The organism is Pantoea sp. EKM103V (genome assembly GCF_011800365.1).
Lineage (GTDB): Bacteria > Pseudomonadota > Gammaproteobacteria > Enterobacterales > Enterobacteriaceae > Pantoea > Pantoea anthophila.
On record NZ_JAALFQ010000005.1, the window covers coordinates 67,021 to 80,303 of the forward strand.

General features: G+C 57.4%; 13 protein-coding genes. 5 read left to right on the forward strand and 8 right to left on the reverse strand.

The window, feature by feature from the left end:
- The first annotated feature begins 2 nt into the window (after window positions 1-2).
- From HFD97_RS12620 to HFD97_RS12630, 3 genes are read left to right on the forward strand one after another with little or no spacing between them, the layout of a single operon-like run.
- Window positions 3-803, forward strand: a complete 801-nt coding sequence (locus HFD97_RS12620; protein WP_167432059.1) for a hypothetical protein — start codon at window positions 3-5, stop codon at window positions 801-803.
- A gap of 29 nt (window positions 804-832) precedes the next feature.
- Complete coding sequence (locus tag HFD97_RS12625; RefSeq protein WP_167432058.1) at window positions 833-1,333, forward strand: YbaK/EbsC family protein; 501 nt, start codon at window positions 833-835, stop codon at window positions 1,331-1,333.
- Between the two features lie 21 nt (window positions 1,334-1,354).
- Window positions 1,355-2,266, forward strand: coding sequence for an EamA family transporter (locus HFD97_RS12630; protein ID WP_009088275.1), 912 nt, complete (start codon window positions 1,355-1,357; stop codon window positions 2,264-2,266).
- Window positions 2,267-2,311: 45 nt separating this feature from the next.
- Here the strand turns inward: HFD97_RS12630 and ibpA are convergent, their stop codons facing one another.
- Window positions 2,312-2,728 (reverse strand): small heat shock chaperone IbpA, encoded by a 417-nt coding sequence (gene ibpA / locus HFD97_RS12635; RefSeq protein WP_009088277.1) that lies wholly within the window; start codon window positions 2,726-2,728, stop codon window positions 2,312-2,314.
- Window positions 2,729-3,018: 290 nt separating this feature from the next.
- On the opposite strand from ibpA, the gene HFD97_RS12640 reads away from it, so the two are divergent.
- Window positions 3,019-3,387, forward strand: a complete 369-nt coding sequence (locus HFD97_RS12640) for a YceK/YidQ family lipoprotein (RefSeq protein WP_167432057.1) — start codon at window positions 3,019-3,021, stop codon at window positions 3,385-3,387.
- Here the strand turns inward: HFD97_RS12640 and HFD97_RS12645 are convergent.
- The 7 genes from HFD97_RS12645 to dnaA form a co-directional block, all read right to left on the reverse strand.
- The gene (locus tag HFD97_RS12645) at window positions 3,353-4,621 is read right to left on the reverse strand and encodes a DUF3748 domain-containing protein (protein ID WP_167432056.1); all 1,269 of its coding nucleotides are present in this window, start codon (window positions 4,619-4,621) and stop codon (window positions 3,353-3,355) included. The two genes, HFD97_RS12640 and HFD97_RS12645, sit on opposite strands and share 35 nt — an antisense overlap.
- 108 nt (window positions 4,622-4,729) lie before the next feature.
- Window positions 4,730-5,539, reverse strand: a complete 810-nt coding sequence (yidA, locus tag HFD97_RS12650) for a sugar-phosphatase (RefSeq protein WP_167432055.1) — start codon at window positions 5,537-5,539, stop codon at window positions 4,730-4,732.
- 99 nt (window positions 5,540-5,638) lie between these two features.
- Window positions 5,639-6,118, reverse strand: coding sequence for a YhcH/YjgK/YiaL family protein (locus HFD97_RS12655; RefSeq protein ID WP_009088284.1), 480 nt, complete (start codon window positions 6,116-6,118; stop codon window positions 5,639-5,641).
- A gap of 174 nt (window positions 6,119-6,292) precedes the next feature.
- Window positions 6,293-8,701 carry a DNA topoisomerase (ATP-hydrolyzing) subunit B gene (gyrB, locus tag HFD97_RS12660; RefSeq protein WP_009088286.1) on the reverse strand — a complete coding sequence of 803 codons (2,409 nt, stop codon included), beginning with the start codon at window positions 8,699-8,701 and terminating at the stop codon, window positions 6,293-6,295.
- Window positions 8,702-8,719: 18 nt separating this feature from the next.
- The gene (gene recF / locus HFD97_RS12665) at window positions 8,720-9,805 is read right to left on the reverse strand and encodes a DNA replication/repair protein RecF (RefSeq protein ID WP_009088288.1); all 1,086 of its coding nucleotides are present in this window, start codon (window positions 9,803-9,805) and stop codon (window positions 8,720-8,722) included.
- Between the two features lie 210 nt (window positions 9,806-10,015).
- Entirely contained in the window at window positions 10,016-11,116 is a 1,101-nt protein-coding gene (gene dnaN, locus HFD97_RS12670) for a DNA polymerase III subunit beta (RefSeq protein ID WP_009088289.1), read from the reverse strand.
- Window positions 11,117-11,120: 4 nt separating this feature from the next.
- Complete coding sequence (gene dnaA / locus HFD97_RS12675; protein WP_009088291.1) at window positions 11,121-12,536, reverse strand: chromosomal replication initiator protein DnaA; 1,416 nt, start codon at window positions 12,534-12,536, stop codon at window positions 11,121-11,123.
- Between the two features lie 597 nt (window positions 12,537-13,133).
- Here dnaA and rpmH point away from each other — a divergent pair.
- Window positions 13,134-13,274 (forward strand): 50S ribosomal protein L34, encoded by a 141-nt coding sequence (gene rpmH / locus HFD97_RS12680; protein WP_003849659.1) that lies wholly within the window; start codon window positions 13,134-13,136, stop codon window positions 13,272-13,274.
- Window positions 13,275-13,283: the final 9 nt, after the last annotated feature.

Genomic DNA, 13,283 nt, shown 5'->3' on the forward strand with positions numbered 1-13,283 from the left:
AAATGGCTATTTTCAATCAGTTCCGCGTGATTAATCCCAGCATGTTTGTGGAGTCGACCTGGCTGGATGACATCGTCACGGCGCGTGTGCCGCTGCTGGTGCTGCGTAATTTCCTGACGCCGGAGGCACGGGAAGCGGTGGTGGCGGATCTGCAGCGCTGCCGGGAAAAGATCCGTGTTTCTCACTATCCGAATGGCGCGCTGACCACGCTCGGTCCCTATCTGGCGCGTCACACCGCAGAGCCCGATAACTATTTTACCGAGCTGCGCGATATCCAGCCGGCGCTGCCCCCTTCACTCACCACCCTACGTGAGCAGATCTACCTCTGGGTTCAGCATGCGCTGCGGCTCGAAAGCCTGCGCATCGCCCAGGAGCCGGGCCACGGCGACTATGCCGGTTCTATCGTGCGGTTTCATGCCGATGGCGTCGCGAACCCGTTACACAACGACAATATCGTGCGTGATGCCGCCGGCACCGGGCTGGCGGTGACGCAGATTCTCCATCAGCTCAGCTGCGTGGTCTGCCTGCAGGAGTGCAACGCGGGTGGGGCGCTGCGGATCTACAACAAAAAATGGGCACCGGAGGATGAGCGGTTCAAAACGGCCGGTGAGCTGGGCTATCCCGCTGAGGTGATTGAACACAGCGAAGTCTGCGAATTTTCACCACGCAGTGGCGATATCTATCTGTTTAATCCCGCTTTTTATCATGAGATTGATCGGGTTGAAGGTGATACCCGCATCACCATGGGATTCTTTTTCGGGCTGACCGATAAAAAAATGAAACACGCTATCGCCTGGAGTTAATCCGGTCCGGGCCAGACAAGGAGAGGGATATGACGACGTTTGAAAAAATCACCGCGCTGCTGGATCAGTATCAGGCCAGCTACCGCGTCGTGGAGCATGAGGCGATAGGGCAGACCGACCAGATCAGCCAGATACGCGGTAATGCACTGGGTCAGGCGGCTAAGGCGATGGTGATGGAGGTCGTCATGCCGGACGGCGCGCCGCCGCGTCCGCTGCTGGCGATTGTGCCGGGCGACTGCCGGATCAATTTTAAAAGTGCGGCGCGCGCCATCGGCGGAAAGAAATCCTCTTTCGCCGCGCCGGAGCTGGCGCAGGCGCTGACCGGCTGTGTGATGGGCGCGGTGCCGCCATTCAGTTTTGATGACCGGCTGGCGCTGCGGGTCGATACCCGGCTGCAGCAGGTCGGAACGTTATGGTTTAACGCGGGCGAGCTGGATAAATCGATCGCGCTGGCTGTAGATGACTATTTTCGCATCGTGGGGGAAGCGTGCTGTGCTGATATCGCGACCCCGATTGCGATCACCGCCTGACGGCGGCTCAAGGAGTTTCTGATGTCGGTAAAAGATATGCTGTTAGCGTTGTGCGTGGTGGTGGCGTGGGGCGTCAATTTTGTGGTGATCAAGCTGGGGCTGCAGGGGATGCCGCCTTTTCTGCTCGCCGGACTGCGATTCACGCTGGTCGCCTTCCCTGCCATTTTCTTTGTGCGCCGTCCGCCGATCCCGCTGCGCTGGCTGGTGGTTTACGGTATGACCATCAGTTTTGGTCAGTTTGCGTTTCTCTTCCTGGCGATTCAGCTCGGTATGCCAGCAGGCCTGGCCTCCCTGGTGCTGCAGGCGCAGGCGTTCTTTACCCTGCTGCTGGGGGCGCTGCTGCTGGCGGAGAAGCTGCGCTGGAACCACATCACCGGGATTATCATCGCCACGCTGGGGATGTTTCTGCTGGCGACGGCAGGCATGGAAGGACAGACCAGCGCCGGCATTACGCTGACGACTATGATGCTGACGCTGTCGGCGGCCCTGTCATGGGGGCTGGGTAACATTACCAACAAGATCATTATGCGGAATCGCAGCGTGCCGATTATGTCGCTGGTGGTCTGGAGTGCGCTGGTGCCGGTCATTCCTTTCTTTGCCTGCTCGCTGCTGTTTGAGGGGCAGGAGGCTATCGTCAGCAGCCTGCTGCACATTGGGCTGCAGACGGTACTGGCGCTCTTCTATCTGGCCTTTGTCGCCACCATTGTTGGCTACGCCATCTGGGGAAATCTGCTCAGCCGCTACGAAACCTGGCGCGTTGCCCCGCTGTCGCTGCTGGTGCCGGTGGTCGGGATCATTACCGCTGCGCTGGTGCTGGATGAGCATCTTTCCGGGCAGCAGATGCTGGGCGCCTCGGTGATTATTGCCGGCCTGCTGATCAACGTGTTTGGCGGCGTGCTGGGACAGCGTTTCGCGATGCGAACGCAGCCGTAGGGTGACAGGGCAAAAAAAACGCCGCTGACGCGGCGTTTTTCATGATTACTTCAGAATCTCAATACGGCGTGGTTTGGCTTCTTCCGGCACCAGACGTTCAAGATCGATACTCAGCAGACCATTTTCGAGACGGGCGTCGCGCACCACGATGTGGTCGGCAAGCTGGAATTTACGCTCGAAGTTACGCTCGGCGATACCCTGATACAGGTATTTACGCTCGGCCTGCTCTTCCGGATGAGCACCCCGTACAGTCAGCACATTGTCGTGCGCTGTGATATCAAGCTCGCTCTGAGAGAAACCGGCCACCGCGATGGTAATGCGGTAGTGATTTTCATCGACCAGTTCAACGTTATAGGGAGGATAACCCCCGTTGCTCTGATTCTGGTTTGATTCGAGCAGGTTAAACAGGCGATCGAAACCGATAGCTGAGCGATAAAGTGGGGTGAGATCAAAGTTACGCATATTAAGACTCCTGAATTTCAGCAAGTTTTGGCAACCTTCCACGACTGGACAGGCTGGATCCGGCACCTCACTGTCCCTTTCGGCGACGGTGAGCGCGTTCGTAAACTAAAAATGGGTGCCAAAGGAGAATTTTCAAGCGTGCAGAATGCAATTTTTTTCGCCAATCTCAGGAAATGACATACACTCAGAACACCTTTTGTCAGACCCGAACGGACTTCGCCCCAGAGTGTTGACGTTGTCTGGCAAGCCAACTCAGCCCGGCGCATGTCAGGGCTGAAGGGATGATGATAATGAAATTGATGAAGACCTTACCTCTGGCTGGAATGGTTTGCTGCGCAATGGCGACAACCGGTTGTTCCAGCGTGATGTCACACACAGGTGCGAGTCAGGGCTATTATCCAGGCACCCGGGCCAGCGCGGATATGCTGACCGACGGGGACACCAGCTGGGCGCTGAAGCCGCTGGCGCTGATCGATCTTCCTTTCTCCGCCGTGATGGATACGCTGCTGCTGCCGTGGGACTACTACCGCAGCGACAAAGATAAATCACTCGACTCCCCGCGGGAACGCATTCTGCAGAGCGAAAAGCTGGCGCACACGCAGGAGAGCCTGGCGCAGGCGCACCCTATGCCTCCTCTGCGCCCTCAGCCGCAACCGTAAACAGCTGCCGCCAGCCCTCCACCTCACGCATATACGCAATCTGCGTGCCGTCAGGTGACCAGACAACCGCGTCGCCTGAGGGGGCGTCATCCGTTCTGCGCGTCAGACGCTGGCACTCGCCGCTCTCAGCGTCACATCGCATCACGCTGTTATCACAGATAAAGGCAATGGCCTGGCCATCAGGATGCCAGCTGAAGGCGGACTGAATGCTGCTGCCGAGACGGGTCACCTGACGCGGTTCGCCGCCGTTGGGAGAGACCGTCCAGAGCTGGATCACCCCTCCCTCATCTGCCATCAGAAACGCAATCTGGCTGCCATCGGGCGCGCTGCGCAGCCAGTGGCGCGGTTGCAGCGCCAGACCACGACCGTACGTCAGACGGCGCTGCCTGACGCCAGCCGGGGGCGCAGGCAACTGCTGGCTGCTGCCCTCCAGCGGGCTGGCACCGGGCCGGGCGTAATCGTCCAGGTCTTCGGGCAGATCAACAACAAACACTTCCGGACGCTTCTCTCCCTCCGCCGTCAGCGTGTCGCCGATGAATGCGATGGCCCAGCGCTGCCAGCGGCCGTCCGGTTTCTGATAGCCGCGGTTACCGATCCAGCACTCTTCATAGGCACGGTTGATCTGGTCGCTGCCCGGCTGCGGTGCCGGATGCGTCTCGCTCACCAGCAGGCAAAAGTAGCTACCGTCATACTCCCGCGGATGCTGCTTAACCGGCGTGACTGCGCGCAGCGGCACCGCGATGCCGACGTTGCGCAGATCCAGCCGGGTATCCCGTTCATGCATGACATGGTCATTGTAGGTAAAGCTCAGGCGTGAACCGTCGGGACTGAAGACATGCACATGCGACCCGCCCCGCAGCGCGCCAGGCGTAAAGGGGGGCGTGATATCGCAGGCATCCAGATTGACAGCGGTGGCGTTCTGAACGATCACCCCGCGGCGGTGATGGAAATCATACTGCCACCGGGCATCGGGATGTTCCGGGCCATGAATGCAGACGTAGCGCGGCGGCATATCGGGGCTGACCGTCACCACGCCGACATGAGCCCCGTGCTGTGCCTGATAGAGCACCTCCACCTCACCGGTCATCACATTGACCCGCTCAATGGTCTGGCTGGTAAAGGAGGCGCCCGAAGGACGCACGTCAAATGCCAGCCACTGGCTGTCGGCAGTCCAGACATTGATATTGGTGAGCTGATGCTGACGGGCAGCAAAGGTGATCTGTTTTTCTGACATGGTGAAACCCGTGCAGGAAGAGTTGCCCGACAAATTACGCGATTCTGTTTTGCGCTGCAGCTTTTTTACCGGGTTCCGGGCCAGCGCGACCCGGAAAGCGCAGGGCGGTTACAGCACTAACTCTTCAATGGCATGTGCGACGCCATCTTCCATGTTGGTTTTCGTGATGAACTGAGCGATAGCCTTGACCGAATCAATGGCATTGCCCATGGCGACACCCGTGCCGGCATACTCAATCATCGCCAGGTCGTTCTCCTGGTCACCTATCGCCATCACCTCTGCCTGCTTCAGGCCGAGCTTCTCCGCCAGCATTCTGACGCCCTGACCTTTGTTGACCCGGCGATCGAGGATTTCCAGATAATAAGGCGCACTCTTCAGGATGGTGTAGGTCTGCTTAGCGTGCTCTGGCAGGCGGGCAATCGCCGCGTCGAGCAGGGCCGGACGGTCGATCATCATCAGTTTTGGGAAGCGCATCGCGCGGTCCATCTCTTCCACCGCGCGATAGCGCACCGGAATCCCGGTCAGGCTCGCCTCATGGATGGTGTATTCGCTGATGTCTTTGTTGGGCGTGTAGAGATGGGATTTGTCGAACGCCTGGAAATGGACGCCAAGTTCACGCGCCAGCTGCTCAATGTAGAGGTAGTCGTCAAAGGTCAGCGTCACTTCCGCCACGCACTCACCATCTTCAGCCTGATGAACCAGCGCGCCGTTGTTACTGATCGCGTACTGGCCGGGGGTCTGCATATCCAGCTCCATCAGATAGCGCTGGATACCTACAAACGGCCGGCCGGTGGTCAGCACAATCGATACCCCCTGCTGGCGGGCGCGATCAAGGGCAGATTTCACCCCCGGCGTGATCTCATGCTGCGGATTGAGCAGGGTGCCATCCATGTCGATAGCGATCAATTTAATAGCCATAGAGTCCTCGTTGCATCTGGGTTTGGTTCAATGCTAGCGCGATTCAGCGCGTATTGACCAGTTTCATAGCAGGCGGGCACCCCCGGCCGACCGTCAGCGTCAGGCGGTAAACAGATCGCGGTGAATTTTAATCACGGCTTTTCGGATAATGGCGGGTTCACCCGGCGCGCAGCAGGGGCGATGAATATCGTGCGGAAAAAAGATCGCGAACATACCGGGCAGCAGCGTGATCACCGACTCATTCAGCGTCTTCTGATAAAAAACCACGTCGCGTTGCTGAGCAAAATCCTCGGTCACTCGCTGATCGGGGTGGGCACGGGCCACGCCGATATTCTCGCTGCCGGCCAGCAGAAACTGAATGTCGATGTAGCTGAAGTGGGATTCTGCCCGACGCGCGCTCGCCGGCTCGGTCATCATCTCCTGCACCAGGCAGAACATCTTATCCTCAGGCAGGATGGCATATTTACCGGTGTCGAGCTGGCTGAAGTCGGTGTCAGTAATCCAGCGTATCGCCTGATCGATAACCGGATGAAAGGCGTGACGTTCTCTGTTCCAGTCGTGACAGTCGCAGACAATCATAAGGTAACTCCCTGTATTAACGTTGTGCGCGCTGAAGGCGCAAAGAGAGGCAAGCGTAAAGGAGCAGGGCGGGGGAAAACGTGATCGGTCTCGCAGCACCGGGCGCGGCGTTCGCCGCGGCGGCATAAAAAAAAGGCCATCACCGGAGTGATGGCCTGTCTGGTCTGCGACCGATCAGATATCGATATTGGCTGCTTTCAGCGCATTCTCTTCGATGAAGGCGCGGCGCGGTTCAACCGCATCGCCCATCAGCGTGGTGAACAGCTGGTCAGCACCAATGGCATCTTTGATGGTGACGCGCAGCATACGACGGCTGTCCGGATCCATGGTGGTTTCCCACAGCTGATCCGGGTTCATCTCGCCCAGACCTTTGTAGCGCTGAACAGAGAGGCCGCGACGCGACTCTTTAACCAGCCACTCAATCGCCTGTTCGAAGCTGGCCACCGGCTGACGACGCTCACCACGTTCAATGTAGGCATCCTCTTCCAGCAGGCCACGCAGTTTGCCGCCAAGATCGCAGATTTTGCGGTATTCCGGTCCCTGAATGAACTCCGCTTCCAGCGGGTAATCGGTATCCACACCGTGAGTGCGAACGCGCAGAACCGGCTCGAAGAGGTTCAGCTCGCGGTTTTCGCGAACCTGGGCCAGATAGGTGCTGCCGTGCGCTTCGCGTTCAGTCAGATAGCTCACCAGGCCGTTCAGCCAGGTCGTGACCTCCGCTTCATTGGTCAGATCGCTCAGCGTGTCGTGATAAATCAGCGCGCGCAGCATGGCCATCGGATAACGGCGCTCCATACGCTTGATCATCTTCTGCGTGCTGTTGAAGTCAGAGACCAGCGTCTCCAGCGGCTCACCGCCCAGTGCCGGAGCGCTGGCGTTGGTGTGCAGCGTGGCACCATCCAGCGCGATGGCGATCTGATACTGATCCATCGCCTCGTCATCTTTGATGTACTGCTCCTGCTTGCCTTTCTTCACTTTGTAGAGCGGCGGCTGGGCAATATAAACGTGGCCGCGCTCAATGATTTCCGGCATCTGACGATAGAAGAAGGTCAGCAGCAGGGTACGGATGTGTGAACCATCGACGTCGGCATCGGTCATGATGATGATGCTGTGATAGCGCAGCTTGTCCGGGTTGTACTCGTCGCGGCCAATGCCACAGCCCAGTGCGGTTATCAGCGTGGCCACTTCCTGAGAGGCGAGCATCTTATCGAAACGCGCTTTCTCAACGTTCAGGATCTTACCTTTCAGCGGCAGGATCGCCTGGTTTTTACGGTTACGGCCCTGTTTGGCCGAGCCGCCTGCGGAGTCACCCTCCACCAGGTAGATTTCAGAGAGCGCAGGGTCGCGCTCCTGGCAATCCGCCAGTTTGCCTGGCAGGCCAGCCAGATCCAGCGCGCCTTTACGGCGGGTCATCTCGCGGGCGCGACGGGCCGCTTCACGGGCGCGCGCGGCGTCGATGATTTTACCGACCACGATTTTGGCGTCTGCCGGGTTTTCCAGCAGGTATTCCGCCAGCAGTTCGTTCATCTGCTGCTCAACCGCCGATTTCACCTCTGACGAAACCAGTTTGTCTTTAGTCTGTGAGGAGAATTTAGGGTCCGGTACTTTCACCGACACGACGGCAATCAGGCCTTCACGGGCATCGTCACCGGTGGCGCTGACTTTGGCTTTCTTGCTGTAACCCTCTTTATCCATGTAGGCGTTCAGGGTACGGGTCATCGCCGCACGGAAACCGGCAAGGTGTGTACCGCCGTCACGCTGCGGGATGTTGTTGGTAAAGCAGTAGATATTTTCCTGGAAACCGTCGTTCCACTGCAGCGCCACTTCCACACCGATGCCATCTTTCTCATTTGAGAAGTAGAAGACGGTCGGGTGAATCGGGGTTTTGTTTTTGTTCAGGTACTCAACAAACGCCTTGATGCCACCTTCGTAGTGGAAGTGGTCCGTTTTGCCGTCACGCTTATCTTCCAGACGGATCGAAACGCCTGAGTTCAGGAAGGAGAGTTCACGCAGGCGTTTCGCCAGAATGTCGTACTCAAAATCGCGGACGTTGGTGAAGGTTTCGTAGCTCGGCCAGAAACGGACGCGGGTACCGGTTAAATCGGTATCGCCGGTCACCGTCAGCGGCGACTCGGGAACGCCGTGGACGTAAATCTGCTGATGCACTTTACCTTCGCGACGAATGGTCAGCTCCAGCTTCTGTGACAGGGCGTTAACGACCGAGACACCCACGCCGTGCAGGCCGCCGGAGACCTTGTAGGAGTTATCATCGAACTTACCGCCCGCATGCAGAACGGTCATGATCACTTCAGCGGCGGACACGCCCTCTTCTTCGTGAATACCGGTCGGAATGCCGCGTCCATCATCCTGCACCGAGACGGAGTTATCCGCATGGATGGTGACCACAATGTCACTGCAGTGACCAGCGAGCGCTTCGTCGATTGCGTTATCCACGACCTCGAATACCATGTGATGCAGACCGGTACCGTCATCGGTATCGCCGATATACATGCCCGGGCGTTTACGTACCGCATCAAGCCCCTTCAGGACTTTAATACTGGAGGAGTCATAAGAATTCGACATCAACGTTTCTCGCTCATTTTAATCTTCAGGTTGAACCGCTATTTTACCCTGTTCCACGCGGAACATCTTGCCCTTTTCGTCGCTCATGTCGATTACATGTCCGGCCGAAATGGCGCTGACAAAGACCTGAGCCTGGGTGGCTTTTAACCGTTCCGCCAGCAGGCGTCGACGGCTCTCATCCAGCTCAGAAGCAAAGTCATCAATGAGGTAAATACAGCGGCGTCCGCTCTGGCTTGTCAGGAACTCGCCCTGTGCCAGACGCAATGCACACATCAGCAGCTTGAGCTGCCCGCGTGAGAGTAAATCTTCCACCGGCGTCCCTTCAGCCCGGATTCGAAAATCCGCTTTATGGGGGCCGCTGGCGGTGTAGGTCAGTGCACGATCGCGCTCAAAGTTACGTTCCAGCAGCTCGCCATAGTCGCTCTCTTTGTCCCAGCCGCGCTGGAAGGAGAAGCGCAGGTCAAATTCCGGCAGGAACTGGCTGCAGGTGCCGGTGATTTCGGCGGAAATGGCGGCACTGTACTCCGCCCGCCACAGGCTGATCTGTTCAGCCAGCGGCACCAGCTCCTGATCCCAGGGACGGATCTGGCTGTAGCGGGTGACCTGACGCAGCGCGGCGTTGCGCTGCTTAAGCAGGCGACGCAGGTTGTTCCAGGCGTTGAAAAAGCCAGGCGTGTTATGGAAGCAGCCCCAGTCAACATAGGCTCTGCGGTATTTGGGGCCGCCATTGAGCAAACTAAAGCCTTCGGGCGTAATTAATTGCATCGGCAGCAGCTGTGCCAGCTCGGCGACTTTGTGACCGTCACTGCCATCAATGCGCACTTTACTGTCACCGGCCCGGTTTTTGGTCAGTCCGACCGAAATTTCCCGCTCTTTGCTCTCCAGCCGTCCGTGCAGCACAAAGGCCGCTTCGTCGTGACGGATGACGCGCCCCGCCTGCAGGCTGCGAAACGACCGGCCATGCCCCAGCGTATGGATCGCCTCTAACACGCTGGTTTTGCCGCTGCCGTTGACGCCGACCAGGAAATTAAAGCCGGGAGCCAGTTGCAGGTCAGCCTGTTCGATATTACGAAAATCTTTAATAAGAAGGCGGGTTAAAGCCATGAATCAGTCCAGCGTGAGGGGCAATGATCGGGATAAAATGGGTTTTGCCTTGTAAAAATTCAGGATTTACTAGCACCAAACCAGGCCGTCGGCGTCGCAGCTACGTTGCGCCCCGCCAGCGCAGAGCCACCGGAGCGTACTGAAGTACGTGAGGATGGCGAGCACTGCCGGGGCGCAACGTAGCAAGTAAGCCAGGCCGATATGTAACACCTACAAGCGCATGGGCATAACGACATAGGCCGCAGCAGGACTCGCCACATCCTCAATCTGCACGCTCGACACCGAATCGGTCAGCAGCAGACGCACGTTCTCACACTTCAGCGCGTTCAGCACATCCAGCACGTAACTGACGTTAAAGCCAATCTCCAGTTCGGTGCCGTTATAGCTGACATCCAGCATCTCTTCCGCCTCTTCCTGTTCAGGGTTATTGGCAGTGATCTTCAGCTGGTTTTCGGTGATATAGAGGCGCACCCCGCGGAACTTCTCGTTGGAGAGGATAGCCGCGCGGGCAAACGCCTGTTTAAGCAGGTCACAGCCCGCTTCCAGCACTTTGTCGGGATTCTTCGGCAACACGCGGCGATAATCGGGGAAACGACCATCAACCAGCTTAGAGGTGAAGATGTAGTCGCCAACGTGTGCACGAATATTGCTGCCGCCAATCTGCACCTGCAGCGGGGTCTCGCCGCCATCCAGCAGACGCAGCAGCTCAATCACGCCTTTGCGCGGCACAATCACCGAATGACTCGGCAGCGCCTGGCCAACCGGCATTGAGCAGACGGCCAGACGGTGACCGTCCGTCGCCACGGTGCGCAGTTCTTCCCCTTCGGTTTCAAACATCATGCCGTTGAGGTAGTAACGCACATCCTGATGCGCCATGGAGAACTGAGTCGCTTCGATCAGCCGCTTCATCGTCGCCTGCGGCAGGGTGAATTCGACTTCACTCTGCCAATCGTCAAGATTCGGGAAGTCACTGGCGGGCAGGGTGGACAGCGAAAAACGGCTGCGTCCTGAGCGCACCAGCATGCGATCGCCTTCCAGCGCCAGCGTGATCTCTGCGCCATCCGGTAAGCCACGACAGATATCGAGGAATTTACGCGCCGGAACGGTGGTCGCGCCAGGCTCATGCGCCTGCGTCAGCGCCACGCGTGCCACCATCTCCATTTCCAGATCGGTACCGGTCAGCAGCAGCGAACCTTCTGTTACCTGCAGCAGCAGGTTTCCGAGGATTGGCAGCGTTGGACGCCCGCCCAGCGGGCCACTTACTTGTTGCAGCGGCTTCAGCAGCTGCTCACGTTCAACAATAAATTTCATAGCGTCACGAAGATAATGTTCTGATGAGATTAGAGAAATCTTCTTTGATATCGTGGCTCTCTTCACGCAGCTGCTCAATCTTGCGGCAGGCGTGAAGCACCGTTGTATGGTCGCGTCCCCCAAAAGCGTCGCCAATTTCCGGCAGGCTATGGTTCGTCAACTCTTTCGCCATCGCCATCGCCATCTGGCGCGGACGTGCAACCGAACGCGAACGGCGCTTGGAAAGCAGATCGGCGACCTTGATTTTGTAGTACTCAGCCACGGTCTTCTGAATATTATCGATGGTGACCAGCTTTTCCTGCAGCGCCAGCAGATCGCGCAGCGCTTCACGCACGAAGTCGATCGTAATCGCCCGGCCGGTAAAGTTGGCGTTGGCGATCACGCGGTTCAGTGCGCCTTCCAGCTCACGCACATTGGATCGTAAACGCTTGGCAATAAAGAAGGCGACTTCACCCGGCAGGCGGATGTCATTCTCATCCGCTTTTTTCATCAGGATCGCCACCCGCGTTTCCAGCTCAGGCGGCTCGATCGCCACCGTTAACCCCCAGCCGAAACGGGATTTAAGACGATCTTCCACCCCGTTGATCTCTTTGGGGTAACGATCCGAGGTGAGGATGATCTGCTGATTGCCTTCTAATAAGGCATTAAAGGTGTGGAAGAACTCTTCCTGCGATCGTTCTTTATTGGCAAAGAACTGAATGTCATCGATCAGCAGGGCATCTACTGAACGGTAATAGCGTTTGAACTCTTCGATCGCATTGTTCTGCAGGGCCTTAACCATGTCCTGCACAAACCGCTCGGAGTGCATGTAAACCACTTTTGCATTGGGTTTCCGGGCAATGATGCCGTTACCTACCGCATGCAGCAGGTGCGTTTTACCCAGACCGGTGCCGCCATACAGAAACAGCGGGTTATACGCGCCGCCGGGATTATCCGCCACCTGACGTGCCGCCGCGCGCGCCAGCTGGTTGGATTTACCCTCGACGAAGTTATCGAAGTTATGACGGTTATTCACATTCGAGCGGTAGGTCACGTCGGCCGGTGCCGGCACATTATCCCAGCTGGGACGCACGATCTGCGTCGGTGCCGGACGAACATGGCTCTGCACGGGCATCACCGGTGCGCTGACGCTGGCCATGACCGGCTGGCTGACCGCTGCCGCCTGCTGCTGAACCGGGCGCGTGCCGACTTCAAAACGCAGCGCGGGCACGTTCGGGCCACAGAATTCATTCAGCAGCGCATTGATACTATTGAGGTATTTATCCCGGACCCAGTCGAGTACGAAGCGATTTGGAGCATACAAGGCAAGCGTATTGTCGTTTAACTCAGCCTGCAGTGGACGGATCCACATGCTGAATTCGGTGGCAGGAAGCTCATCCTGCAAACGGGCAAGACACTGTTGCCAAAGCGTAAGTGACACGGCGGACTCCACTCGTACAAATTCGATAAGAATAGTAGGCGTTACTCTAAGAAACGTTCATTTTTTGACACAGACGAAAGAAAGCGCCTGCGACCGCTATCAGCGGTTTTCCAGCCTGCAATCAGCGGAGGATCGTCAGCGGAAGGGCGGATCATAGCGCAAAGCGAGACAGAGATCTTCCCTTTCTACACAGTTTTGATCCTTTTTATCCACAGGCCTGAGGCGCGCAAAGAAGTTTACGCCAGTTGCCGGAAAAACCCGCAGGGATCTGGCGAAAAGCGTCAGAATTTCGGACGATGTCTCGTTTTATCCCCACGATCCCGCCTCCCGATCGTAATAAGATCCCGTACGATCCTTGCGCTTTAGAGCGGAGCCCGTATAATTCCCCACCCGACATTGCGCCCGAAAGCAAAATGTCGGAACTCAGCGGGCTGTATGCGGGTTTTCAGGTACCGTGCCACGCGAAGTAAATTGACTCGGGACTGTACAATTATTACAATCCCGCCTCTTTATTAAAGACACATTGAGGCGTCGGTCGATTTACTGGCCCGAAACGCGTCACCCAGTGAAAATTTTCAAGTTTAGGTAGAAACCGCCATGAAACGCACTTTTCAACCGTCCGTACTGAAGCGCAACCGTTCACACGGTTTCCGTGCTCGTATGGCAACAAAAAATGGTCGTCAGGTTCTGGCACGTCGTCGTGCTAAAGGCCGTTCTCGTCTGACCGTTTCTAAGTAATAAAGCTAG

Excerpts from the sequence above, each read along its gene's own strand:
- HFD97_RS12620 (WP_167432059.1), top strand. The coding sequence starts at position 3 with ATGGCTATTTTCAATCAGTTCCGCGTGATTAATCCCAGCATGTTTGTG.
- HFD97_RS12625 (WP_167432058.1), top strand. The coding sequence starts at position 833 with ATGACGACGTTTGAAAAAATCACCGCGCTGCTGGATCAGTATCAGGCC.
- HFD97_RS12630 (WP_009088275.1), top strand. The coding sequence starts at position 1,355 with ATGTCGGTAAAAGATATGCTGTTAGCGTTGTGCGTGGTGGTGGCGTGG.
- ibpA (WP_009088277.1), bottom strand. The coding sequence starts at position 2,728 with ATGCGTAACTTTGATCTCACCCCACTTTATCGCTCAGCTATCGGTTTC.
- HFD97_RS12640 (WP_167432057.1), top strand. The coding sequence starts at position 3,019 with ATGAAATTGATGAAGACCTTACCTCTGGCTGGAATGGTTTGCTGCGCA.
- HFD97_RS12645 (WP_167432056.1), bottom strand. The coding sequence starts at position 4,621 with ATGTCAGAAAAACAGATCACCTTTGCTGCCCGTCAGCATCAGCTCACC.
- yidA (WP_167432055.1), bottom strand. The coding sequence starts at position 5,539 with ATGGCTATTAAATTGATCGCTATCGACATGGATGGCACCCTGCTCAAT.
- HFD97_RS12655 (WP_009088284.1), bottom strand. The coding sequence starts at position 6,118 with ATGATTGTCTGCGACTGTCACGACTGGAACAGAGAACGTCACGCCTTT.
- gyrB (WP_009088286.1), bottom strand. The coding sequence starts at position 8,701 with ATGTCGAATTCTTATGACTCCTCCAGTATTAAAGTCCTGAAGGGGCTT.
- recF (WP_009088288.1), bottom strand. The coding sequence starts at position 9,805 with ATGGCTTTAACCCGCCTTCTTATTAAAGATTTTCGTAATATCGAACAG.
- dnaN (WP_009088289.1), bottom strand. The coding sequence starts at position 11,116 with ATGAAATTTATTGTTGAACGTGAGCAGCTGCTGAAGCCGCTGCAACAA.
- rpmH (WP_003849659.1), top strand. The coding sequence starts at position 13,134 with ATGAAACGCACTTTTCAACCGTCCGTACTGAAGCGCAACCGTTCACAC.